The organism is Pantoea sp. y20 (assembly GCF_054903455.1).
Genome location: NZ_CM142816.1, coordinates 3,422,604 through 3,447,530, shown reverse-complemented (window position 1 = coordinate 3,447,530; position 24,927 = coordinate 3,422,604). Strand labels below are relative to the sequence as shown.

Genomic DNA, 24,927 nt, shown 5'->3' with positions numbered 1-24,927 from the left:
ACCTTAACTCTCGCTCGGACGGCGCCCTCGCCCGCTTGCGAGAGAGGGCCAGCGCAGCGGTTGTTCCGGCAAAAAAAAGATGACATGATTGCGCCCCAGTTAGTGTTCAACTCCCAGATTGACTTCGCCGAGGAAACCTCCTCATTGCTGTGCCATCGGCACCCACTCATCCTCTCTCAGGGATTTGTGTTATGAACCCATTGAAAATTGCTGCCAGCGTTGCTGTAGCGCCAACCCTTAGTCTTAACACTGCGCGCGACGTGGTGACGCTGGACAATACCGACTTTACCGATGTCGCTGCGGTCGTGATCACCTTGTCGGACACGCGCAGTGCCGTGCTGACGCTATTGCGCAAGGTCGGCTTTAATCTGCCGGTGTTTGTCGCCAATGCGTTCGATGAAGAAGTGCTGAAGCTGCCGGGCGTCACTGGCGAAATCAACGGCGCGCCAGAAGAGTGGGACGCGCTGGAGGACGCCGCGCAGGCGTATGAAGCCGAGTTGCTGCCGCCATTTTTCGACACGCTCACGCGCTACGTCGATATGCAGAACAGCACGTTTGCCTGCCCGGGACATCAGGGTGGTGCCTTCTTCCGCAAACATCCGGCGGGACGTCAGTTCTATGAGTTCTACGGCGAGAACGTCTTCCGTTCGGATATGTGCAACGCCGACGTCAAGCTCGGCGATCTGCTGATCCACGAAGGCTCAGCCAAAGATGCGCAGAAGTTCGCGGCGAAAGTGTTTAACGCCGACAAAACCTACTTCGTGCTTAACGGCACCTCCAGCGCCAATAAAGTGGTCACCAATGCGCTGCTGACGCGCGGCGATCTGGTGCTGTTTGACCGCAACAATCACAAATCCAACCATCATGGCGCACTGATTCAGGCGGGCGCCACGCCGGTGTATCTGGAAGCGGCGCGTAATCCGTTTGGCTTTATCGGCGGCATTGATGCGCACTGTTTTGACGATGCTTATCTGCGTGATCAAATTGCCAAAGTGGCGCCCGATCGTGCCAACGATCAACGTCCATTCCGCCTGGCGATTATTCAGCTCGGCACTTACGACGGCACGGTGTACAACGCACGTCAGGTGGTCGATCGCATCGGACATCTGTGCGATTACATCCTGTTTGATTCGGCGTGGGTTGGCTACGAGCAGTTTATTCCGCTGATGGCCGGCTGTTCGCCGCTGACGCTGGAGTTGAACGAGAACGATCCGGGCATTTTTGTCACGCAGTCGGTACACAAGCAGCTGGCCGGTTTCTCACAGACGTCGCAAATCCATAAGAAAGACAATCACATCCGTGGGCAGCAGCGTTTCTGTCCGCACAAACGCCTCAACAATGCGTTTATGCTGCACGCCTCAACCAGCCCGTTCTATCCGCTGTTTGCCGCGCTGGATATCAACGCCCGCATGCATAAAGGCGAGGCCGGACGCAGCATGTGGCACGAGTGCGTCACCATCGGCATTGATGCGCGTAAAGCGATTCTTGAACGTTGCGAAATGATTCAGCCGTTCCTGCCGGAGAAAGTGCACGGCAAGCTGTGGCAAGCTGCGGAAACGGAAGCCATCGCCATCGATCCGGCATACTTCAGCCTTGAGCCGGGCGCAAAGTGGCACGGTTTTGAAGGCTATGCGCAGGAGCAGTATCTGGTGGATCCCTGCAAGCTGCTGCTCACCACCACGGGGATTGATGCCGCCAGCGGTGAGTACACCAGCTTCGGCATTCCAGCGACCATTCTGGCCAACTATCTGCGCGAGAACGGCATCGTGCCGGAGAAGTGCGACCTCAACTCGATTCTGTTCCTGCTGACGCCAGCAGAAACGCCTGAGAAGATGGCGCATCTGGTGGCGATGCTGGTGCAGTTTGAGCAGCACGTGCGCGAGGATGCGCTGCTGGCGGAAGTGCTGCCGAGCGTGTATCGCAAGAATATTGAGCGTTACAAAGGCTACACGCTGCGCCGCTTGTGTCAGGAGATGCACGATCTCTACGTCAGTTTTGACGTTAAGGATCTGCAGAAAGCGATGTTCCGTTCAGCCTGCTTCCCGCCGGTGCAAGTGAATCCGCAGGATGCACATCAGGCTTATATTCGTGGCGAAGTGGAGCTGGTAAAGATTGCCGATGCTGAAGGGCGCATAGCGGCCGAAGGCGCGTTGCCATATCCGCCCGGCGTGTTGTGCGTGGTGCCAGGCGAAGTGTGGGGCGGCGCGGTACAGCGCTATTTCCTCGCGCTGGAAGAGGGCATCAATCTGCTGCCGGGCTTCTCGCCAGAGCTGCAAGGGGTTTACACCGAAGAAGATGAGCACGGGCGTAAGCATCTGGTGGCGAATATGATGGTGAGCTGATTGCACTTGCCCTCACCCTAACCCTCACCCGCAAGCGGGAGAGGGAATGTTTAGAGGGCGCTCATTGTTACGTACGTGCTGGATCGGCCCCTTCTCCCGCGGGCGGGAGAAGGTTGGGATGAGGGACAAACCGCACCAGCTTAAAATCGTCGATAACTGCGCTGCGCCTGGCTCACTTTATACAGATAACGCCGTGATTCTGCCGATGGATGGTTGGTGGTCAGCGTCTGGTAAACTTCCGTCGGCGACATACTATTTATTGACGAGAACGCGCGATCCTTATCGCTGGAGAACACGCGTAGCACGCTGCCCGCGCCGCCGTTGTACGCGGTGATCACCGCATAACGCCGTGATGTCGGATCCTGAATCCCACCTAAATAACTTCTCTGCAGCAGCGACAAATACGCGGTGCCCGCATCAATATTATTCTCAGGATCAAGCAGATAGCTGCGGCTCGGTTTGCCACCTTTGCCCTTCATACGGAACACATCAACACCGGCGGTATGCTGCACCACCTGCATTAACCCCAGCGCATCAGCGTGGCTCACCGCATACGGGTTGAAGCTCGATTCAATCTGCATAATCGCCAGAATCAGTGACGCATCCACGCCATATTGTTCAGCGGCTTTACGCACCATTGGCAGATATTTGTGCGCACGTTTGTCGAGGTGGTTTGGCACCATCGGAATGGTAACCGACCAGATGACGTGCAATCCGGAGGTGCGTTTCTGCAGTTTGTTTTGAATCAGATAATCAGCAAAGCTGCCGGCGCGGCCCTGCCAGCGGATCGGCTGGCCGGTATTATCCAGCACCTGGCCGTACAGCAGCGGCTCTTTACTGATTTGAATATCATTGGCATCGGAGTAGAGATCGACATTGCCCGGATCTTCGCCAATCAACAGCGTGGTGATGATCGCCTGACGCAGGCTGGCCATCGGATCGGTGCCGGAAATGGTCTCAATTGTGATGCTACCGCTGTCAAAGTTGATGTGACTGCGGGTGTAATAACCGTCGCTATATTTGACGTAATCTTTCGGTCCGGCGATCAGAACTTCATTGATTCCCCAAATGTTTTCAATATTGTGGGCAAACTGGCCCATCAAAATATCGAAACCGTTGGTGTCCTTGACCCACTCTTCATGAAACTGCGATTTTTTTTGTCCGGAGCAGGAGACCAAAAGTGGTGCAATCACCAAGAGCGCTATCAGTTTTTTATTCATTGTTAATGCGTGCCTGAATCGAAAAAGAGGGCCTCAAAGGGAAGCCCTGAACGGTTATTTTTCTGGCGGGGTGTAACCTTCAATGTGCACATCTTTGCCTTCGAACAGGAAATTGATCATCTCCTTCTCCAGCACTTTGCGATCTTCCGGGTTCATCATGCTCAATTTCTTCTCATTGATCAGCATGGTTTGCTTGGACATCCACTGCTGCCAGGCCTCTTTGGAGATCTCATTAAAGATGCGCTTACCCAATTCGCCAGGATAGAGCTGAAAGTCCTGACCTTCAGCGTCGCGTTGCAGATAAGTACAAAAAATGGTGCGGCTCATTACTCTTCCTCTTCGGTCACGTCTGCTCGACGCGTAAGCTGCTGGGGATGGCGCAATTCATGCAGCAAGCGCTCAACCGGCGCCGCCAAACCCACTGACGGTGGTTGCGCTAAGTTATACCAGAGACCGCCCGCTTCATCCATCAGCGACCCAGCGGAAGGCTTTGCGAGCCACATAGGCACAATGTCTAAGTGGAAATGGCTAAAGGTGTGGCGGAATGCGGTGAGCTGCTGCGGTTTAACATGAATGCCGCGCTCAGTTAGCCAGTCAGTTATCGCTTGCTCACTTGTAAACTGCGGGAAGCAGAACAGTCCGCCCCACAGGCCAACCGGCGGGCGCTGCTCTAACCACACGTCATCGCCATCCTGCATCATCAGCATCCAGCCGCTACGTTCTGGCAAAGTCTGTTTGGGTTTCTTACCGGGATACGCCGCCCAGCTGTTATTGGCATAAGCTACGCATCTGCTGTTGAGCGGGCAAATTTCGCATTTAGGGCGTGAGCGAGTACATACTAATGCACCAAGGTCCATCATTGCCTGATTGAACTGGCTGACGCCTGCCGCTGGCGTCACTTCTTCGCTGATCTGCCATAGCCGTTTTTCAACCTCCTTTTTACCCGGCCAGCCGCCCACCGCGTAGCAGCGCGCCAGCACGCGTTTTACGTTGCCATCCAGAATTGGGAAGTGCAGACCGAGCGACAGCGATAACACCGCGCCCGCGGTAGAACGGCCAATGCCCGGCAGCGCCGCGACATCGTCGAAGTTTCGCGGGAACTCGCCGCCGTGCTTCTCCACCACCTGTTTCGCGGCCTTGTGCAGATTGCGCGCGCGCGCGTAATAGCCGAGACCGGTCCACAGATGCAGCACTTCATCCAGCGGTGCCGCTGCCAGATCGGCCACCGTCGGGAAGCGTGCCATAAAGCGTTCAAAATAGGGAATGACGGTAGCAACCTGGGTTTGCTGCAGCATCACTTCAGAGAGCCATACCTTGTACGGCGTTTTCTCCTGCTGCCACGGCAGGGTTTTGCGACCAAAGCGCTGATACCAATCCAGCACTTGTTGCGCGAACGTCGGCGCTTGCATCATAAGAAGGAAATTTTCCGTGTTTACTCTACAATCAGGCAGGAATTCCAGCACAGAGACCTCAGGGTGTAAACCGGAACATTGCAAAGGCTTGCTTCTGCTTCCTAACTTTGCATAATGCCCGTTTCCCAGAACAGGCTAACCAGCAGGCTTCAACATGATTAATGACGTCATCACCCCAGAATTTGATGAGAACGGGCGGCCATTACGCCGTATCCGCAGTTTTGTGCGCCGTCAGGGGCGCTTAACGAAAGGACAGCAGCTCGCGCTCGATAATTTATGGCCGGAGATGGGCGTGGAGTTCCAGCAGGAGCCGCTGGATCTGGTGACGCTGTTTGGCCGTGACGCGCCGGTAGTGCTGGAGATCGGTTTTGGCATGGGCGCCTCGCTGGTGACCATGGCGCAGAATAATCCACATCAGAATTTCCTCGGCCTGGAAGTGCATGCGCCGGGCGTGGGTGCTTGCCTGGCGTCGGCGAAGGAAGCGGGCGTGGAGAACCTGCGCGTAATGTGTCACGACGCGGTAGAAGTGCTGCAGAAGATGATTCCGGATAACTCGCTGCGCATGGTGCAGCTGTTTTTCCCGGATCCGTGGCACAAAGCGCGTCATAACAAACGTCGCATCGTACAGGTGCCGTTTGCTGAGCTGGTGATGCGCAAATTGAAGCTGGGCGGCGTGTTCCATATGGCGACCGATTGGGAAGCCTACGCCGAACATATGTTGGAAGTGATGAGCAGCATCGACGGATATAAAAATCAGTCGGAAAGTAACAATTACGTGCCGCGTCCGGAAACGCGTCCGTTAACCAAGTTTGAGCAGCGCGGGCAGCGACTGGGCCATGGCGTGTGGGATCTGATGTTTGAGAGGGTGAAATAATGGCCGTACAGCGTAGCCGTCGTTTGCGTAAAAAACTGCATATTGATGAGTTTCAGGAATTAGGCTTCTCCGTCGCCTGGCGTTTCGCCGAAGGCACCACCGAGGAGCAAATCGACGCCACTGTTGATCAGTTCATTAATGAAGTGATCGCGCCGAACGGTCTGGCGTATGACGGCAGCGGTTATCTGGTGTGGGAAGGTCTGGTGTGCTTGCAGGAAACCGGCAAATGCACCGACGAGCACCGCGAACTGGTGCGTAAGTGGCTGGAAGCTCATAACCTGACGGATGTGCAGGTGACTGAACTCTTCGACGTTTGGTGGGACTAAAGATCGTATCGGGCTAGCTTACTTGCCCTTGTTGCACCGGGCAGTGCTCGCATTCCTCACGTACTTATGTACGCTCCGGATGCTGCGCGCTGGCCGCCACAAAAATGGCTGCGACGCTCAACGCCCGACCTTTCAGCGCGTAAAAAAGGGAGATTTCATGGTTCGTAAGGTACTTATCGCCGCGCTGCTGCTGGCGGCAACTCAGGCTCAGGCTGCATACGAATGCAGCGTCAAGCCACAGGATGATGTGATCATTAAACCGCAGAGCGTGCAGGTGGTGGGAACCAACGGCAACCTCGAAATCACTCCGCAGGGTGACGTGCAGTTTAATGGCCAGAAGGTCAACGTTGATAACGCCGCGCGCCAGAAAGCCATCGACTACCAGACCGCGCTGCGTCGCGATTTGCCGTGGATCGATAGCGGCGCAACCTCGCGTCTGGAACGCAGCCGCGTGGCGCTGGATAAAGTGATTGTCGACAAGCTCGGCGCGAACAGCAATGTGCGTAATCGTCTCACCAAACTGGATGGCCAGCTCAAGCAACAAATGAACCGCATTATTGAGCATCGTCCAGACGGACTGACGTTCCATCATCAGGCTATCGATCAGGTGCGCGCGGAAGGCGAGAAGCTGGTGCAGAGCACGCTAGGCGGCATCATGCAGGATAGTCTCAACGAAATGGGCAGCAGCCAGGCGGCGAGTGGCAGCAATCCACTGCAGGCCATTATGGGCAACCTTGGCGGTTTACAACAGTCGGTGCAGGCGGAGTGGAATAAGCAGGAGCAGGATTTCCAGAACTTCGGCCACGAAGTATGCAACCGCGTAACCGTGCTGGAAGAGCAGCGCAAAGGACTGATGCAGAACGTTAAAAGCTAATGATTTGCTTCAGCTAACAAAGCCAGCCCAGTCCCGGCTGGCTTTTTGCTTTTAAGATGCACTGCATTTAAGAACCTTAGATTCGGGACGAATCTGATAACCGTAAAAACACCAAAATAATAAAGATGAAAGTGGGTTAGCAACTCATTGAAATTATTTATTTTTAAGGAGTTTTTATGTTATTTTTTAACGCCTCTGCTTCCAGTAATACCTCTTCACCCCACACCGTGCATATTCAATCCGACTGGTATAACGATGCGCAGAAGCGATGGGAAGGCAGTGCGCATTCGCCAGATACCGTTGCAGTCATCATCATGGTCAATGGTAAAAACCCAATAAGTGTGCCAGTGAGTGGCGGCCGTTTTTCCTGGGCGCCTTCTCAACCCATGCCTGACGGTGAACATGTGCTGACCTTTGTTGCCGTTGATCGCGCTAATAACCAAAGTGATATCGTTTCGGTCAATTACAACATTGATACTATCGCGCCTGACAAGCCGCAAATTACTGCAATCGAAGACTATGCAGCGGGTGGAATACATAACGGCAATAGCATTAAGCGACATGGTTACACCAACGACGCAAATCCTGTCGTGCGTGGCGAGGCAGAAGCAAATAGCCTGGTATACATCTACAACAAAAACAGCAAAACGCCCCTGGCTTCGGTAACCGCTAATCAGCATGGCAAATGGGAGGTGGAAGTGAACCTGCCTAACGACGGTGCATATGAGTTGAGTGCCGTGGCAGAAGACCGGGCAAATAATCGCAGCCAGCCGTCGCTAAAGTGGCCATTTCAGCTTGATACCGAGAAACCGGATAGCGCCACCATCAATTACTTTGAGGATGATGTTGGTTTGTATCGCGGACAGTTTGATCTCATCCGGGCCACTGACGATCGCCGCCCTGAGCTGTATGGCACTGGCGACCCTAATGAATATGTACGCGTTCAATACGCCAGCAAAAACGGCAGTTGGGTAACAACCGCGACCGTTGCGGTAGACAGTGATGGCACCTGGCTGTGGACTCCACCGCAAAATCTCTCCGATGGTGAATGGAATTTTCGCGTACGTAACATTGATCATGCTGGTAACGTCAGTAAATGGAGCAGCACCGTCACGCTGCTGATTGATACCACAACCATTCAGCCCCTCATTATGCAGGTGCTCGATGATAGGGGACCCATTGAATCGGTATTGCCAGGGCAAAATACCGACGATGCACGTCTGGATTTTATCGGTAAGGCCGAAGTTAACAGCCTGGTGATTCTGTATCAGGATGGTACGGCGGTGGGATCGGCTTATGCAAATAGTCAGGGTGACTGGAGAATGACTCCGCAGCAAGATATGCGTGCAGGGCTGAATAATTTTGGTGTGAAGGCGATAGATGAAGCAGGGAATGAAAGTTCCTACTCTGCAAATTATCCGGTGAGATTCATCCCGTCACCCCAATATCAAGCCAATTATGAAAGTGAATCAAGAGATGATGGGAATGGGACGAGCTATTTGCCCATCCCAGGAGAACGCCACATTTATGATGTCGCGAGCTGGTTAAATACTTATCCGTCTCATTATCTGGTGAAAGCGGCAAATATTATTTTTTCGGGTGAAAACCAGATAATTGATTTTGCTGCGCTAAGTGCACGTGTGGAAGGTTTGCAGAAAATAGATATAAGTGGCAAAGGTAATAATCTGCTTAATCTCGATCTGCACTCGTTACTGAATGAAGGCGGTGAGGGGCTATTTATTAACGACGATAGTCAGCAATTGATGATTGATGGCGACATGGGCGACCGCATCACGCTTGATCGCACGCAATTCAGCGACGGCTGGTTAACTTCGCAGAATAAAGTCCAGATCGGCGGGGAAAACTGGACACTGTTAACCAATAGCCAGGCGCATTACACACTGTTAGTGAATCAGGAAATTGAAATTACTTACGGCTAATACGCAAAAAAGATGCCCGGTATAAGCCGGGCATTTTTCATTACTCTTCCGTCAGGAACAGTTCCAGCAGCGAGTTCAGGAACAGTTTGCCTTTCTCAGTGATCTGCCAGCTCTCCGTGGTTTCCTCCACGTATCCTGCACTTATCGCCGCATCGATTTGCGGGCGAATCACCTGCTCATCCATGCCGGTATAGCGGCGGAAATCGGCGCGCGGTGCGGCTTCCAGCAGACGAAAACGGTTCATAAAGAACTCGAACGGCTTGTCGTTCTCGGCCACGACGTGCTGCTTATCGAGATAGTTGCCTTTCATAAAGCCGCGCGGATGACGGGTTTTCACCGTGCGCACGATGCGACCATCGGCTTGCGTCAGCTTACCGTGGGCACCACAGCCAATCCCGAGGTAATCCCCGAAGCGCCAATAGTTGAGATTGTGCTCGCAGCGATAACCCGGTTTGGCATACGCCGAGGTTTCATATTGCTGATAACCTGCGGCGCTCAGCAGTTGATGACCTTGCTCAAAAATATCCCACAGCGCATCGTCATCAGGCAGTTTTGGCGGGCGCGAACCGAATAAGGTGTTCGGCTCAATCGTCAACTGATACCACGATAGATGCGGCGGATTAAGCGCAATCGCCTGGCGCAGATCATCCAGCGCTTCCTCCAGTGACTGATCCGGTAAGCCGTGCATCAGGTCGAGGTTAAAACTGCGCAGGCCTAATCCTTCAGCCAGCTGGGCGGCGCGCACGGCTTCTTCCGGCCCGTGAATGCGGCCTAAACGCGCCAGCTTCTGTGGACTGAAACTCTGCACGCCAATCGAAATACGGTTGATGCCGGCTTTCTGGTAGGCGCTAAAGCGATCGGCTTCAACGGTGCCTGGATTGGCTTCCATGGTGATTTCCGCATCGGCCGCCAGCGGCAAACGCGCACGCACGCCGTCCATCAGCATCTGCATCGCATTGCTGCTCAACAGGCTTGGCGTGCCGCCGCCGATGAAAATAGTGCGCACTTCACGGCCGCCGGTCAGCGGTAAATCCTGTTCGAGATCGTTGAGCAGGTGCTGCACATACTCAATGTGCGGCACCTCGCCTTTTAACGCGTGAGAGTTGAAATCACAGTACGGACACTTCTGCACACACCACGGAATATGGATGTACAGGCTTAATGGCGGCAACGTAGGTGAAAACTCAGGCATTGCGCATCGCTTCCAGCAGCAGCGTCAATGCTTTACCACGGTGAGAGACGGCGCGCTTTTCGTCTTTACTCAGCTCTGCCGCCGTTTTACCTAATTCAGGGACATAAAAGATGGGATCGTAACCAAAACCGCCTGCGCCCGCTGCCGCGCGGGTGATTTCCCCAGCCCAGCTACCGTGGAACACCAGCGGCGTGGGATCGGCGGCGTGACGCAGGTAAACCAGCACGCAGTGGAACTGCGCCTGACGTTTGCCATCCGGCACGTTTTCCAGCGCCACCAGCAGCTTGTCCAGATTCTGCTGGTCGCTGGCATCAACGCCCGCATAGCGCGCGGAGTAAATGCCCGGCGCGCCGCCCAGCGCATCAACCGCCAGACCGGAATCGTCGGCAATCGCTGGCAAACCGGTAATCTCAGCCGCATGACGCGCTTTCAGGATGGCATTTTCGATGAAAGTCAGGCCGGTTTCTTCCGCCGAATCAACGCCGAGTTCGGTTTGCGCCACAATATCAAGTCCGAAGGCCGCTAACAGATCGGCCAGTTCGCGGACTTTGCCGGGATTTCCGGTCGCGAGTACAACTTTTTGCATAACAGTTCCAGATAGACGAATTACAGCAAATACCAGAGACCTGGGAACAGGTCCATGCCGAGGAAATTCAGCGCGTACAGCACCAGAATCACAATCATGGCAGAGAAATCGATACCGCCCATCGCCGGCAGAATACGGCGAATCGGTGACATCAGCGGTTCAGTCAGCTGCATCAGAACCTGATCCACCGGGCCGCGACCCTGGCTGATCCAGCTCATCAGCGAACGAATGATGATCACCCAGAACACCAGATAACCGGCGGACTTCACCAGCGACAGCAGGCCAACCAGCAGGTTGGTGGGATCAACGGAGAACACGCCGACCTGAATCAGCAGCAGGATCGGATATTTCAGCGTGGTCAGTACAAAGGCAAGCAGCAGCGATGCGGTATCAATCGGGCCAATGGCCGGGATGACACGGCGCAGCGGCTTGATAATCGGTTGGGTGATCTTCACGACAAACTGCGCCAGCGGGTTGTAGAAGTCACAGCGCGACCACTGCATCCAGATGCGCAGCAGCAGCACCATCACGTACAAATCGATCAGCGTTTTGACTAAAAACGTCAGTGTTAACATGAGGTTCCTCAATTATTGTTGTGAAGGTCGCGCATAATCCCGCGCGCCAAAAACGGCGGTGCCAATACGCACCATGGTGCTGCCCGCGGCGATTGCCGCGTCCATATCGTCGCTCATTCCCAGAGAAAGCGTATCGACGTCAGGATAGTCCTGTTTTAAGGTTTGAAACGCGGCGGCCATCTGCTGACACACCGCCAGTTGCCGTGCGTATTCTGACTCTGGCGCCGGAATCGCCATCAGCCCACGCAAGCGCAAATTCGGCAGTGCGGCGATCTGCTGCGCCAGCTCCGGCAACGCCTCCAGCATGATGCCAGATTTGCTGTTCTCGTCACTGATATTTACCTGAATTAACACGTTGAGCGGCGGCAACGACGCCGGGCGCTGATCGTTCAGACGCTGCGCGATGCGCTGGCGGTCCACGGTGTGGCACCAGGCGAAGTTTTCCGCCACCAGACGGCTTTTATTGGATTGCAGCGGGCCGATAAAGTGCCATTGCAAATCAGGATGTGCGGCCAGCTCAGCCACTTTTTCAACCCCTTCCTGCACGTAATTCTCACCGAACACGTGTTGTCCAGCGGCAATGGCTTCTGCGACCGCGCTCGCAGGTTTGGTTTTGCTCACTGCAAGCAGCGTAATTTCTTCTGGCGCGCGGCCGCAACGTGCGGCGGCGGCGGCGATACGCTCACGCACTTGCTGTAAGTTGTGCTCAATGGAAGTCATAGTCAGGAGAAGCTAAATGGAGTTGGATGAAATAGTGGCCCTTAGTGTAAAGCATAACGCCGCCGATCTGCACCTTTGCAGCGGACATTTGCCGCACTGGCGGCGACAAGGCGTGCTGGAGCCGATTCCGCAGCAGAGCGCGCTGGATGGCGGCTGGCTGGAAGTCTTTATGCAGCAGTGGCTCACGGCGTCGCAGCAGGCCGAGCTGGAGGAGAACGGCCACGTTGACTTCGCTATTACGCTTGCCAGCGGCATACGGCTGCGCGCCAACCTGTTTATGCAGCGTCACGGCTTATCGCTGGCGCTGCGGCTGATTGCCAGCCAGGCGCCCGATCTCAGCAGCCTGCATCTGCCCGAGGTGGTGAGCCAGCTATTACAGCTGGAAGAGGGGCTGATTTTAATTACCGGCGCCACCGGCAGCGGCAAATCGACCACGCTGGCGGCAATGGTGGATTGTCTGAATCGTCAGCAGGCGCGACACATTCTGACGCTGGAAGATCCGATTGAGTTTGTGCATCGCAGCCAGCGCTCGCTGATTCAACAGCGCGAAGTAGGTGCGCACTGTGCCTCGTTTCAACACGGGCTGAAAGCCGCGCTGCGTGAAGATCCTGATGTGATTCTGCTCGGCGAACTGCGCGACAGCGAAACCATCCGCCTGGCGCTCACTGCAGCAGAAACCGGGCATCTGGTGCTGGCCACGCTCCATACGCGCGGCGCAACCCAGGCGGTTGATCGGCTGGTGGATGTCTTTCCCGCTGAGGAGAAAAACCTGGTGCGCACTCAATTAGCGGGCAGCCTGAAAGCGGTGCTGGCGCAACGTTTAGTGCCGGCAAAAGCGGGCGGGCGCATCGGCTTGTTTGAAGTGTTGGTGGCGACGCCGGCGGTGGCGAACCTGATCCGCGAAGGCAAGATGCATCAGTTGCCTGGCGTGTTGCAAACCGGCGCGCAGGCGGGCATGCAAACCTTTGCGCAGAGCGAGCAGGGGCGTCAGGCGGCGGGGATGACTTGAAGAGAGCCAGATAGGCGCTTAAAGGCGGAAAACCAACCCATTGTAGCGGCGCAATTTATTGCGAATTGCCACGGATGAGCAGAGCAGCGGCATAAACATGCGCGATGAATCGCGCCGCTATGCCATGTGCCAGATCTGGATGGCTTTAATGCGTATCAAACCAATCTTCGAGGATAATCACTGCGGATTGGGAATCAACCTGGCCTTTCTGCAACGCGCGAAAGCCGCCGCGTTCAAACAGATCGGCACGCGCTTCAACGGTGCTCAGGCGCTCGTCCTGCAACTCGACGCGTACGCCAAAACGACCATGCAGGCGATTGGCGAACTTACGTGCGCGCGCAGTAAGTTCCTGTTCGGTGCCATCCATATTCAGCGGCAAGCCCACTACCACATAATCGGGCTGCCACTCTTTCAGCAGCTTTTCGATCAGCTTCCAGTCCGGCGTGCCGTCCTGCGCTTTTAGCGCCGTCAGCGCGCGCGCGGTGCCCGTTAATTGCTGACCGACAGCAACGCCGATGCTTTTGGTGCCGAAATCGAAGCCCAGTAAGGTTTCACTGGCCATCAGGCGTGCCCTGCATCGGTGGCAATGTTGTGAATATCGACGCCCAAACCGCGTGCCGCTTCACGCCAGCGTTCAGCGATGGGCGTCTGGAACAGAATATTGGTGTTAGCGGGCGAGGTGAGCCAGGCATTCTCCAGCAACTCCTCTTCCAGCTGACCTTTCTCCCAGGCGCAATAACCCAGCGCCACCAGCACGTTATCGGGCTGTGAAGTGGTGCCGATCGCTTCCAGCACATCACGTGAGGTGGTGATTACCGTGGTGTCTGAAATACGAATGCTCGAGGAGTAAATGCGCTGCGCCGAGTGCAGGATGAAACCACGATCTTCCGCCAGCGGACCACCGGCAAACACTGGCTTGTCCAGTTTGATGGCAGGATCGCGTTCGGATGCGCTAATTTTAAGCTTTTTAAGGATGCCTTCGACCGTCAGGTTGTCCATTGGCTTATTAACGATCAAACCCATGGCGCCATCTTCATTGTGCTCGCAGATATAAACTACCGAGCGTTTGAACAGTGGGTCCTGCAGCGACGGCATCGCAATTAGAAAATGATGCTGTAAATTCATTATCACTCGTATACCAAAAATAACCGGCGCAGCCGCGGCAGCGCCGGTTTTGGGTGTTCACGGAGTGGAGACTCCGACGGCATCAGCCCAGGCGTTTCTCAATGGCATCCATCAGCATGCCAGTGATCGATATCGGGAACGCGGCCTCGATTTCACGTACGCAGGTTGGGCTGGTCACGTTAACTTCAGTCAGTTTATCACCGATAATATCCAGGCCGACAAAAATCAGCCCTTTGGCTTTCAGCGTTGGGCCAACGCGACGCGCAATTTCCCAGTCGCTGTCGCTCAGCGGACGCGCTTCACCACGGCCACCGGCTGCCAGATTACCGCGCGTTTCGCCGCCTTGCGGAATGCGCGCCAGGCAGTAAGGTACGGGTTCGCCATCCACCACCAACACGCGTTTGTCGCCGTCTTTGATCGCCGGCAGATAGTTCTGCGCCATGCAGAAGTACTGGCCGTGATTAGTCAGGGTTTCGGTGATCACGCCGAAGTTGGCATCGTCCTGTTTCACGCGGAAGATCGAGGCGCCGCCCATGCCGTCCAGCGGCTTAAGGATCACGTCGCCATGCTCCTGCCAGAAGGCGCGCAGCTGCTCTTTATTACGCGTGACCAGCGTATCTGGCGTCAGGTCGGCGAACCATGCGGTATACAGCTTCTCGTTGCAGTCGCGCAGGCTCTGTGGTTTGTTCACGATCAGCGTACCTTGCTCTTCTGCGCGTTCCAGCAGGTAAGTGGCATAGATAAATTCGGTGTCGAACGGCGGATCTTTACGCATCAGCACCACGTTAAGATCGGCCAGCGGGATATTCTGCTCGCTGCCAAACGTGTACCAGTTGTCGTAGTTCTGCTCAACGCTCAGCAGACGCGTGCGTGCGTAAGTCACACCGCCGCGCAGGGAGAGATCGCCCATCTCCATGTAATGAATTTCGTAACCACGGCGCTGTGCTTCCAGCAACATGGCGAAGCTGGTGTCTTTTTTAATATTGATGGACGAAATCGGGTCCATAACGATGCCAAGCTTAATCATTATTCTCTCCTAAATGGGGAAGCATTTACCCCGAAAGCGTTGTGCTGTGAAGTTACGTTCGAACCCGAAAGTATCGCTTAACCGAGGTCACCAAACCTCACCTGAAGTGCCGTAATGGCGGTGAGTGCGGTGGTTTCGGTGCGCAACACGCGGGGTCCAAGCAGAATATCGGTAAAACCCTGCTGCGCGGTCATGGCAATTTCATCGGCGGTTAAGCCACCTTCCGGCCCAATCAGCAAGCGCAGGCGCTCTACCGGCTGCGGCAGCGTGTTGATGCTGTGGCTGGCGCGCGGATGCAAATTGAGCTTCAAACCGTCTTCGGCTTCCGCGCACCAGGCTTGCAATGTCATCGGCTCGCGAATTTCCGGCACACGATTACGGCCGCACTGTTCACAGGCGGCAATCGCGATTTTCTGCCATTGCTGAATCTTTTTTGCCAGCCGCTCGGCGTCCAGCTTTACGCCGCAGCGTTCAGAAAACAAGGGCGTAATCACATTCACGCCAAGTTCGATCGATTTCTGGATAGTGAATTCCATTTTTTCACCGCGCGACATCACCTGGCCGAGGTGTAAATGCAGCGGGGATTCACGGTCATCAGCCTGGCTGGCAAGGACCCTTACTTTTACACGCTTTTTATCAGCCTGGGTGATTTCGGCGCTAAAAGTCAGATTACTGCCATCAAACAGCTCAATTTGCTGACCGGCCGACATGCGCAGCACGCGTCCAACATGGTTAGCGGCATCTTCATCGAGGAAGACTTCACTGTTAACTTCGAGAGATTCGGGATGATAAATGCGAGGTATACGCATGCGGTTCCTGCCAGCGTTATGCCGTGTCAGCGGACACGGCGCAATCGAAAAAAGCTAGTGTAGGGTAGCGCTTTTAGCGCTGGCAAGCCTGCTGTACATAGGAATTGTGATTTCCCTGCACTTTGGCGATGCGATTGTCGCGCTCACACTCCCAGCTCGTCACCGGATATTGCTTATCCCACGCGGTAAACAGTTGGGTTTGCTGACGCGACAGGCGCAGGTGATATTGGTCGCGCATATAGAAGTAAGTGCGGGCAATGGCGCCACGCGCACGCTCCGGCGGCTGCGCCAGTTTCTGCTTAAAATCGACCTTCATGCTGCATTGACCGTACTGCTGTTCGCCGCCGTTCCATTGGCTGTACTGGAAATTATTGCGGTCGCCGTTCACTTCACCAATCGCCGGCTGCAGGTTATGCAGATCGCTCTCAATGCGGCGGTAATCGGCATCTTTGCTGCAGCTTTTGCGGCCGCCGTTTTGCCAGCACTGACGCTGATGGCCGAACTCCCACGCGGGCATCACATGTTCCCACTCAATGCGTTCGGCGCGATTGGCGTTCTTACGCACGCTGTAGCCGCAACTGCTTAGATCCGGTACGCCCTTTTTGCCGTGCCAGCTGATTTTGCAGCCGCAGTAAAAGTCGGCGGGCGCATCTGCGTTGATCTGCGCGGCATAGGCTTTGGCCTGACTAAAATTGTTTTGATGATAGTGAGTGAAACTGAGGCTGTAAGCGCTAAGCGGGGCAACTAACAAGGTAAGTAACAGCAACGTTTTGCGAGACATATTCCAAAAATTAACCTGGTCCTGAAAAAGGGCGGCAGGGTAACAGAATGATGACGCACGGGATATGAGATTAGGCTAGGTTGCTGAACTAATTCGATAAAAATTCACCGGGTTGCAGCAGGGATTTGCAGTGCACACAGCGATATTCGCTTTCTCCACGCAGCACACGATTATGGCGCCGTACGGTGAGCTGATGCTGCTGACAGCGGCAGCGATAGGGGAAGGTGTTGCTGCGCACCGAGGCGATTTCAAACTGGTGGGTGCGGCGCGCAGGCACGCCGAGCACGCTCTCCATCATCCATTTCCACTCTTTGCCGTGCGGCGGCACGCGACCAAAGGTTTTCCACACCAGCAGATGCGCCAGTTCGTGCGGCACCACTTCATCAACGAATGCCTGCTGATTCTCCAGCAGCAGCACCGGATTGATGCGGATTTCCCACTTCTCCAGCCATGCGGTGCCCGCAGCGGTGCCGCGCTGCTGATAAACCAGCGAGGGCTCATCAAAGCGGCGTTCCAGCTTTTCGTTGGCCTGCTGTAAATAGTGGCGCAGCGAGCGCATAACGGCTTGTTGTAAGGCGATGGGAAGGCGCAGTGTTTTCATGGGGGGCAGCATAAAAGGTTGCCGGAACGATCTCAAATAAAAAGGGCTGCCAATTGGCAGCCCTTGCATTCGCTCATCGGGATTACTTCTGACCGATATCGCGCAGCTTTTTGCCAGACATCAGGTTGCGCTCGATGTGCTCCAGCGAAACGTTTTTGGTCTCTGGAATCAGCGCCAGCGTCAGCAGAATGAAGAACACGTTCAGACCGGCGTAAACCCAGAAGGTTGGCGCGTTGCCCAGCGTATTCAGCATGGTCAGGAAGGTCGCACCGACAATCATGTTGGCAATCCAGTTGGTCGCGGTGGACACCGTGATACCGAAGTCGCGGCCTTTCAGCGGCTGAATCTCGGAACACAGTACCCAAATCAGCGGGCCAGCAGACATCGCAAAACCAATGATGAACATCAGCAGCATCGCCACCGCGAAGTATTGCGCTTCTTGAGAATGGATGCCGATGTGCAGCATGGTGCCGAGAATGCCCATACCCAGCGCCATCACCAGGAAGCCCAGCAGCAGCGTAGGTTTACGGCCCCAGCGATCCACCAGACCGATAGCTATAAAGGTCGCCAACACGTTCACCAGACCAACAATCACCGTGCCCCACATTTGTTGCGTGGTGTTGGCAAAGCCAGCGATTTCGAAGATCTTCGGTGCGTAGTACATGATGACGTTCATGCCGGTGAACTGCTGCATCACCTGCAACAGCACGCCAAGGAACACTGCGCGGCGGAAGTTGCTGTTGCTCTGGAACAGCTGCCAGCCCGACTGTTTAATTTTCAGGCTTTCACGGATTTCATCCAGTTCACGTTTTGCTTGTTCACTGGTATCACGCAGGCGCGATAACACGCGCTCAGCACTGCGGAAGTCACCTTTAGCCGCCAGCCAGCGTGGGCTGTTGGGCAGGAAGAAGACGCCAATCAGCAGCAGTACCGCAGGAATAGTGATGATGCCCAGCATCCAGCGCCATGCGCCAGCGTCGCTGAACGCGGTATCGGAGAGATACGCCGCCAGAATACCGATGGTGATCATCAGCTGATACAGCGAAATCATACTGCCGCGAATCTTCTCTGGTGCGATTTCCGAGAGATACAGCGGCGCGGTGTAAGAGGCAACACCCACGGCCAGGCCAAGCACCACACGCGCGGCGATCAGCATTTCCGGGCTGGTTGCACCCGCAGACCACAGTGAACCGATAACGAAAAGAATCGCACCGGCCATCAGGCTCTTTTTACGACCCAGACGCGATGACATCCAGCCGCTGCCCACCGCACCGACTGCAGCACCAAACATCATTGAGCTGACGATCCACTCTTGCTGGTGGGCAGTGACGTTAAAATCTTTCGCGATGAAAGGCAGAGCACCGGCGATAACACCGATATCCAGACCAAACAGCAAGCCGGCCAGCGCCGCTAAGAAGCAGACAAACAAGGTCATGACCTTATTTGAAGTTCTGCTCTTGTGATTATTACCAGGCATGAAGCCTCCAAAGTTTATCCATCGTTGTTGTTATCAATGTTATGAAACCTGTCGGCGGAAAAAAGTGAGTAAGATCACATCAGTGTAATCGGTTACACACGCTGAAACCCTGCAATCCAGCATTTTCCGCCCGAAATAGTTACGTAACCAGTAAGGTATAGCACCCTTTAAGTTTCTGACATCGCACTAAATACCGGCTATCAGACGACGCTGAAAATAACGCATTTTCAGAGTAATAACTACGCTGAAAAATCTCTAAATTGCCGATTGATAAAGGATTTCAAAATGTAATCGTTATCACTAAGTTGTAAGCGAGGTGAAAGAAGTGTAGACGGCGGAGAAAAATGTGCCTGACGATGCAAAGGCATAAAAAAAAGCCCGCCAAAAGCGAGCTTCGATGTCAAATTGTGCAGCGTCGCCCTCTCCCGTGGGAGAGGGCATCAGCCCGCAGAGGAGTCTGTTACTTCAAACCCGCCGCTTCGCGCAGCTGCGCGGCTTTGTCAGTCTGCTCCCACGGGAAGTGCTCACGACCAAAGTGACCGTATGCTGCGGTCTCTTTGTAGATCGGTTTCAGCAGATCCATCATCTGAATCAGGCCGTATGGACGCAGGTCGAAGAACTCGCGCACCAGCAGCGTCAGCTGCTCGGTGGAGACTTTCTCGGTACCGAAGGTTTCAACCATGATCGAGGTTGGCTCAGCCACGCCGATGGCGTAAGAAACCTGGATTTCACAACGGTCAGCCAGGCCAGCCGCGACGATGTTCTTCGCCACATAACGTGCAGCGTAAGCGGCAGAACGGTCGACTTTTGACGGATCCTTACCTGAGAACGCGCCGCCACCGTGACGCGCCATGCCGCCGTAGGTATCAACGATGATTTTACGACCGGTCAGACCGCAGTCGCCCATTGGACCACCGATGACAAAACGGCCAGTTGGGTTGATGTGGTATTTGGTGCTGGCGGTGATCCACTCAGTCGGCAGAACCGGCTTGATGATCTCTTCCATCACCGCTTCACGCAGATCGGCGGTGGTCACATCTTCAGCATGCTGGGTCGAGAGTACAACTGCATCGATACCGACAATTTTGCCGTCATCGTACTGGAAGGTGATCTGGCTTTTTGCATCCGGACGCAGCCACGGCAGTGAACCACTTTTACGCACTTCAGCCTGACGCTGCACCAGACGGTGCGCGTAGGTGACCGGCGCTGGCATCAGCACATCGGTTTCGTTGCTGGCGTAGCCGAACATCAGGCCCTGATCGCCCGCGCCTTGTTCCAGCGGATCGGTACGGTCAACGCCCTGATTGATGTCTGGAGATTGCTTACCAATCGCGCTCAGCACTGCGCAAGAGTTCGCATCAAAGCCCATATCGGAATGGACATAGCCGATTTCACGTACGGTATTACGGGTGATCTCTTCGATATCCACCCATGCGCTGGTGGTGATTTCACCGCCAACCAGCACCATACCGGTCTTCACGTAAGTTTCGCAGGCCACGCGCGCTTTAGGATCCTGCTCGAGGATCGCATCCAGCACGGCATCGGAAATTTGGTCAGCGATTTTATCAGGATGTCCTTCTGATACGGACTCAGATGTAAAAAGGTGTTTAGCCATTCTGTTCTTTACCTTAAAAATGGTTTGAATACGACTGCATAGCGTAAGCGGGATCAGACCGACTCGACGCCCCTTCAGGCAAAGCCGCAAGCAGTGGCAGCGAGAGCATTAACTCACACCGCCTGAATGTTAATCAGTTTAGATGGAAAACCATCTGGACGGCTATTCTAGGTTACTCAGTGAGCACTTTTCCAGTGCTTTTTCCGATCCCGCATTTTCCGCAACATCCTAAGTGGAATCATTTCCTGACACCGCGCGCAGTTACTGACAAAGATTTTGCAATTTACCCCGCGTGGCTGTATAAAACGCCGCTGCTGTTGACCACAGCCGCAAAGGATGACGCCGCCGTGCGTCGCGCTGTCAGATGCCATTTAATCTGACCTTCACCCAAGCCGTTTCTCGCATGCTTTAAGCAGGCGATGGAGGTGATTAAAGTAATGAACCACTCTTTCTCTCGCTTTGGTTCACTGCGCTGTTCCGGCGCGCTGGCACTCCTTTCACACTCCAAACCCGTTCTTTTCTCTTATCGACGTTGTGTTCATTCTCCCGACACGCGCGCCGGTTAACATTTCTCTGCATCTATTACTCTATTTCGCTGTCTACTGACCGTGGAAGTCTCAGGCTATTTGCCCCGACTTTGGCGCGGTGTTTTACACTTAGAGTCAGCATTGCACAGTGCAACCTTACAGAGGCAGCAAGCAGGATGAGGCAATTTTTACCTGGCGCCACCATGACAAAACTCGGTAACAAATTCATATTTCAACGGAAAATTGAGGTTCGCGATGTCTGACGACATGAAGAATATCAAGGGTTCGTCAGCTGGCGAACAAGGTGTACTCCGCTCCATGCAGGAGGTGGCGATGAACGATCAGGAAGCGAGCAGAATGCTGCGTACCTACAACATTGCCTGGTGGGGAAACAACTATTACGACGTCAACGAGCTGGGGCACATCAGCGTGTGTCCCGATCCGGATCAGCCGGAAGTGCGCGTTGACTTAGCGAAGCTGGTGAAAGAGCGCGAAGCCGACGGTCAACGTCTGCCGGCGCTGTTCTGCTTCCCGCAGATTCTCCAGCATCGTCTGCGTTCGATTAATGCCGCCTTCAAACGCGCGCGTGAATCTTACGGCTATAAAGGTGATTACTTCCTGGTTTACCCAATCAAGGTGAATCAGCATAAGCGCGTGATTGAGTCGCTGGTCAACTCTGGCGAACCGCTAGGCTTGGAAGCCGGTTCGAAAGCCGAGCTGATGGCTGTGCTGGCCCACGCCGGCAAAACCCGTTCGGTGATTGTCTGCAACGGCTATAAAGACCGCGAATACATTCGTCTGGCGCTGATCGGTGAAAAGCTCGGCCACAAAGTCTATCTGGTGATCGAGAAGATGACCGAGGTGCGTCTGGTGCTGGAAGAGGCCGAGCGTCTGAATGTGATTCCACGTCTCGGTATCCGTGCGCGTCTGGCGTCGCAGGGCTCAGGCAAGTGGCAGTCAAGCGGCGGTGAAAAATCGAAGTTTGGTCTGGCAGCATCGCAGGTGTTACAGCTGGTCGATATCATGCGCAAAGCGGGCCGTCTCGATAGCCTGCAACTGCTGCACTTCCATCTCGGTTCGCAAATGTCCAACATCCGCGACATCGCGACCGGCGTGCGTGAGTCGGCGCGTTTCTACGTGGAGCTGGCGAAGCTGGGCGTTAACATCAAATGCTTCGATGTGGGCGGCGGTTTGGGCGTGGATTATGAAGGAACCCGCTCGCAGTCAGACTGCTCGGTCAACTACGGTCTGAACGAATACGCCAACAACGTGATTTGGGCGATTGGCGATGCCTGTGAAGAGAACGGGCTGGAACATCCAACCGTGATCACCGAGTCAGGTCGTGCGGTGACGGCGCACCACACCGTGCTGGTGTCCAACATCATTGGTGTTGAGCGTAACGAGTTCAGCACGCCGGTGGCACCGGATGCCGATTCACCGCGTCCGATTCAGAGCCTGTGGGATACGTGGCAGGAGATGCACGAACCCGACGTGCGTCGTTCGCTGCGCGAATGGCTGCACGATAGCCAAATGGATCTGTTCGACATCCATACCGGTTATTCATCAGGCACCTACGATCTCGGCCAGCGCGCCTGGGCAGAGCAGCTTTATCTGAGCATCTGCCACTACATTCAGCAGCATCTCGATCCCAGCAACCGCGCGCATCGCCCGATCATTGATGAGCTGCAGGAGCGCATGGCGGATAAGATTTACGTCAACTTCTCGCTGTTCCAGTCAATGCCGGATGCGTGGGGTATCGATCAGCTGTTCCCGGTGCTGCCGCTGGAAGGGCTGAATAAAATGCCGAAGCGTCGCGCGGTGTTGCTCGACATCACCTGTGACTCCGATGGCACCATCGATCACTACGTCGATGGCGATGGCATTGCCACCACCATGCCGATGCCGGAATACGACATCGACAATCCACCGATGCTCGGCTTTTTTATGGTGGGCGCGTATCAGGAAATTCTCGGCAACATGCATAACCTGTTCGGTGATACCGAAGCGGTTGATGTGTTTGCGTTCCCGGATGGCAGCGTGGAAGTTCAGCTGTCGGATGAGGGCGATACCGTAGCGGATATGCTTGAGTACGTGCAGCTGAATCCTAACGATTTGATGACGCTGTTCCGCGATCAGGTAACGCAACAAACGGATATAGATGAAGAGCTGCGCGCGCAATTCTTGTCTGAATTCGAGAGTGGCTTGTACGGTTATACCTATTTAGAAGATGAGTAATTAATTGCTCTTAAACCGAGCTCGCAAGGGCTCGGTTTTCGCTTTTCCTGCTATATCCGCGCCTGGCAACAATAATTTAATTTGATTTGTGAAGACGATCACCTTTGGCTTATTTGTAACCCGCCACGTAAATCCCACATTTACCTCCCCAAATGCTATCTCCTTCTTTTCTCTAATAAAGCGAGTCGGCAACGCTGATTATTTTCTTAATATCCTTACCTTACTTACTGATTCATCATGGATTAAGCAGTTATTCTGTTATGTATTCTTTGCAATGCATAATAAAAATTTAAACATTAAGATTTTAATAGTCACTATGGAAATTAGTGGTTATTGGCGCTTTTTGGAATCATAGATGCCAGATAAAACATTTTGCAATTTGAGTTAAGGAGAGCCATCAAATCGTGCAGAATCTTTTTTTATCATTATTTTTCAATTCGATAATGTTTTTACAGATCTATTAAAGTAAAAGATAAGTTAAATTAGATTAAGAATTTTCTGAGCTTTTGTGAATTTTAGAGAAATTTACTTACGTTATTGATTGATTTAAACGATTGAAGTTACCTAAAGTGTTTACTGAAATCTATTTCTCAAAGTGTAAGTAGTACGTTAACCTTCAGTTAAGACATTAAGTTTTATCAATGTTTACCTTACTTCTTACATGAGAAATCCTGACATTTTAAGGCTATCAGGCAGTTGCAGTAAGGATATGAAATGAGCAATCAACCGAAGACAGTGTTCTTGTTGGAGCCGGTTTACGATTTATCCGGCCAGGTGATTGCCAGGGAATTGTTAACGCGTCTTGCAGACGACGCAGATATCAATAATAAGCGTAACCCTGAAAGGGATGTTGGGTTCTTCAGTCAGCTTTCTGCTGACGTTAAATGGCAGTTATTCCTCCACCAGATCGAAAAACTTATTCAGCTATACCAGAAAGGGTTCGACCAGATTGTCAGTGTCAATGTTGATAGAGATATCGTAGCCAGCATTTTTAAAGATGCTGAAATGCAAGAAAAACTGGCTCAACTGACGCTGTTGCGTCTGGAAATATCAGCATTCTTCACCGCGCGATTTAATAGCGCCGATCTGTTGATTTTAAAAGGTGTCGCGAAAGTGACGCCGGCCCCTTTATGGCTCGATGACTTTGGTCCGGGTTATTCCAACCTTTCCATGTTTGATAGCGGAATATTTGAAATCGTCAAGATTGACAAAGAATTTTTTTGGCAATTTGGCGACGGTCGCACCTTTGACATTCTGCTCGACCATCTCAACGAATTATGCAACGGCGTCATCGTTGAGGGTGTTGAAAATCAACAACAGGTCGACCTGCTGTCGCATAAAGCAATTTATGGCATGCAGGGCTATTTGTGGCAGAGCGTCTATCTCGATGATTTATTAGCTTAATCCTGAAATTATTGAGTTGGTTTCATCCCTCGGGGAAGTGAAAAAATGTCAAAGCCTGGGCTTTATGCGTTTCACGTCATGTGTGCCCGGCCGCTTGAGAACAAATATATTTTTCCCGTGGTGATTTTAAGAAATAAAACCAATCAGTTATCAGGATGGCGGCTAAACAAAACTCAACGCGATTTCATTCTTAGCCTGTATGAAATCGATCAAGAGAAGAAGTGAATAATCGTCGCGATTATTCGCTGTAAAAGCC

23 protein-coding genes are annotated in these 24,927 nt (G+C 53.7%); 8 read left to right on the top strand and 15 right to left on the bottom strand.

What is annotated here, in order from left to right; genetic code table 11:
• Positions 1-191: 191 nt before the first annotated feature.
• A complete protein-coding gene (locus tag ACYAC5_RS15940; RefSeq protein WP_462062008.1) occupies positions 192-2,342 on the top strand; it encodes an ornithine decarboxylase in 2,151 nt (716 codons plus the stop codon).
• A 140-nt stretch (positions 2,343-2,482) separates the two neighbouring features.
• Here ACYAC5_RS15940 and mltC read toward each other — a convergent pair whose 3' ends face one another.
• The 3 genes from mltC to mutY are packed head-to-tail and all read right to left on the bottom strand — an operon-like array spanning position 2,483 to position 4,974.
• Positions 2,483-3,562: a membrane-bound lytic murein transglycosylase MltC gene (mltC, locus tag ACYAC5_RS15935; RefSeq protein WP_192236401.1), complete on the bottom strand. Its 1,080-nt coding sequence runs from the start codon at positions 3,560-3,562 to the stop codon at positions 2,483-2,485.
• Positions 3,563-3,616: 54 nt separating this feature from the next.
• Positions 3,617-3,889 carry an oxidative damage protection protein gene (locus ACYAC5_RS15930; protein ID WP_007890330.1) on the bottom strand — a complete coding sequence of 91 codons (273 nt, stop codon included), beginning with the start codon at positions 3,887-3,889 and terminating at the stop codon, positions 3,617-3,619.
• A complete protein-coding gene (gene mutY / locus ACYAC5_RS15925) occupies positions 3,889-4,974 on the bottom strand; it encodes an A/G-specific adenine glycosylase (RefSeq protein ID WP_462062007.1) in 1,086 nt (361 codons plus the stop codon). The genes ACYAC5_RS15930 and mutY overlap by 1 nt, the downstream gene beginning before the upstream one ends.
• A gap of 154 nt (positions 4,975-5,128) precedes the next feature.
• On the opposite strand from mutY, the gene trmB reads away from it, so the two are divergent.
• The 4 genes from trmB to ACYAC5_RS15905 all read left to right on the top strand — a co-directional run bounded on the left by trmB (position 5,129) and on the right by ACYAC5_RS15905 (position 8,988).
• Positions 5,129-5,848: a tRNA (guanosine(46)-N7)-methyltransferase TrmB gene (gene trmB / locus ACYAC5_RS15920; RefSeq protein ID WP_008107230.1), complete on the top strand. Its 720-nt coding sequence runs from the start codon at positions 5,129-5,131 to the stop codon at positions 5,846-5,848.
• Entirely contained in the window at positions 5,848-6,174 is a 327-nt protein-coding gene (locus ACYAC5_RS15915) for a YggL family protein (protein WP_008107231.1), read from the top strand. Before trmB ends, ACYAC5_RS15915 begins: the two co-directional genes overlap by 1 nt.
• Positions 6,175-6,331: 157 nt before the next feature.
• Positions 6,332-7,048 carry a YggN family protein gene (locus ACYAC5_RS15910; RefSeq protein ID WP_192412070.1) on the top strand — a complete coding sequence of 239 codons (717 nt, stop codon included), beginning with the start codon at positions 6,332-6,334 and terminating at the stop codon, positions 7,046-7,048.
• A 176-nt stretch (positions 7,049-7,224) separates the two neighbouring features.
• The gene (locus ACYAC5_RS15905) at positions 7,225-8,988 is read left to right on the top strand and encodes an Ig-like domain-containing protein (RefSeq protein WP_192412069.1); all 1,764 of its coding nucleotides are present in this window, start codon (positions 7,225-7,227) and stop codon (positions 8,986-8,988) included.
• Between the two features lie 40 nt (positions 8,989-9,028).
• On the opposite strand, the gene hemW is transcribed toward ACYAC5_RS15905, so the two are convergent.
• Genes hemW through ACYAC5_RS15885 form a run of 4 tightly spaced genes read right to left on the bottom strand, consistent with a single transcriptional unit; the run spans position 9,029 to position 12,061 of the window.
• Positions 9,029-10,180: a radical SAM family heme chaperone HemW gene (gene hemW, locus ACYAC5_RS15900; protein WP_101761903.1), complete on the bottom strand. Its 1,152-nt coding sequence runs from the start codon at positions 10,178-10,180 to the stop codon at positions 9,029-9,031.
• A complete protein-coding gene (locus ACYAC5_RS15895; RefSeq protein WP_101761904.1) occupies positions 10,173-10,766 on the bottom strand; it encodes an XTP/dITP diphosphatase in 594 nt (197 codons plus the stop codon). Before ACYAC5_RS15895 ends, hemW begins: the two co-directional genes overlap by 8 nt.
• Before the next feature lie 20 nt (positions 10,767-10,786).
• A complete protein-coding gene (locus ACYAC5_RS15890) occupies positions 10,787-11,341 on the bottom strand; it encodes a YggT family protein (RefSeq protein WP_008107240.1) in 555 nt (184 codons plus the stop codon).
• Positions 11,342-11,353: 12 nt separating this feature from the next.
• The gene (locus ACYAC5_RS15885; protein WP_192412067.1) at positions 11,354-12,061 is read right to left on the bottom strand and encodes a YggS family pyridoxal phosphate-dependent enzyme; all 708 of its coding nucleotides are present in this window, start codon (positions 12,059-12,061) and stop codon (positions 11,354-11,356) included.
• Positions 12,062-12,077: 16 nt separating this feature from the next.
• Here ACYAC5_RS15885 and ACYAC5_RS15880 point away from each other — a divergent pair, with 16 nt between their 5' ends.
• A complete protein-coding gene (locus ACYAC5_RS15880; RefSeq protein WP_192412066.1) occupies positions 12,078-13,070 on the top strand; it encodes a type IV pilus twitching motility protein PilT in 993 nt (330 codons plus the stop codon).
• Positions 13,071-13,215: 145 nt separating this feature from the next.
• Here the strand turns inward: ACYAC5_RS15880 and ruvX are convergent, their stop codons facing one another.
• From ruvX to metK, 8 genes are all read right to left on the bottom strand, one after another.
• Entirely contained in the window at positions 13,216-13,632 is a 417-nt protein-coding gene (gene ruvX / locus ACYAC5_RS15875; protein ID WP_061720236.1) for a Holliday junction resolvase RuvX, read from the bottom strand.
• Positions 13,632-14,195: a YqgE/AlgH family protein gene (locus ACYAC5_RS15870; protein WP_137386422.1), complete on the bottom strand. Its 564-nt coding sequence runs from the start codon at positions 14,193-14,195 to the stop codon at positions 13,632-13,634. Before ACYAC5_RS15870 ends, ruvX begins: the two co-directional genes overlap by 1 nt.
• Before the next feature lie 82 nt (positions 14,196-14,277).
• A complete protein-coding gene (gene gshB, locus ACYAC5_RS15865; protein WP_110868023.1) occupies positions 14,278-15,222 on the bottom strand; it encodes a glutathione synthase in 945 nt (314 codons plus the stop codon).
• 77 nt (positions 15,223-15,299) lie between these two features.
• Positions 15,300-16,031, bottom strand: coding sequence for a 16S rRNA (uracil(1498)-N(3))-methyltransferase (rsmE, locus tag ACYAC5_RS15860; protein ID WP_192412065.1), 732 nt, complete (start codon positions 16,029-16,031; stop codon positions 15,300-15,302).
• A 73-nt stretch (positions 16,032-16,104) separates the two neighbouring features.
• Positions 16,105-16,812 (bottom strand): deoxyribonuclease I, encoded by a 708-nt coding sequence (gene endA / locus ACYAC5_RS15855; protein ID WP_192236412.1) that lies wholly within the window; start codon positions 16,810-16,812, stop codon positions 16,105-16,107.
• 88 nt (positions 16,813-16,900) lie between these two features.
• Positions 16,901-17,413 (bottom strand): SprT family zinc-dependent metalloprotease, encoded by a 513-nt coding sequence (locus ACYAC5_RS15850; protein ID WP_462062006.1) that lies wholly within the window; start codon positions 17,411-17,413, stop codon positions 16,901-16,903.
• A gap of 82 nt (positions 17,414-17,495) precedes the next feature.
• The gene (locus ACYAC5_RS15845; RefSeq protein ID WP_101761913.1) at positions 17,496-18,890 is read right to left on the bottom strand and encodes a sugar porter family MFS transporter; all 1,395 of its coding nucleotides are present in this window, start codon (positions 18,888-18,890) and stop codon (positions 17,496-17,498) included.
• Positions 18,891-19,350: 460 nt separating this feature from the next.
• Complete coding sequence (metK, locus tag ACYAC5_RS15840) at positions 19,351-20,505, bottom strand: methionine adenosyltransferase (RefSeq protein WP_061720231.1); 1,155 nt, start codon at positions 20,503-20,505, stop codon at positions 19,351-19,353.
• 782 nt (positions 20,506-21,287) lie between these two features.
• Here metK and speA point away from each other — a divergent pair.
• Together speA and ACYAC5_RS15830 are read left to right on the top strand one after the other, a co-directional pair.
• Positions 21,288-23,267 carry a biosynthetic arginine decarboxylase gene (gene speA / locus ACYAC5_RS15835; protein WP_101761914.1) on the top strand — a complete coding sequence of 660 codons (1,980 nt, stop codon included), beginning with the start codon at positions 21,288-21,290 and terminating at the stop codon, positions 23,265-23,267.
• 714 nt (positions 23,268-23,981) lie between these two features.
• Positions 23,982-24,671: an EAL domain-containing protein gene (locus ACYAC5_RS15830; RefSeq protein ID WP_222234740.1), complete on the top strand. Its 690-nt coding sequence runs from the start codon at positions 23,982-23,984 to the stop codon at positions 24,669-24,671.
• Positions 24,672-24,927 lie beyond the last annotated feature (256 nt).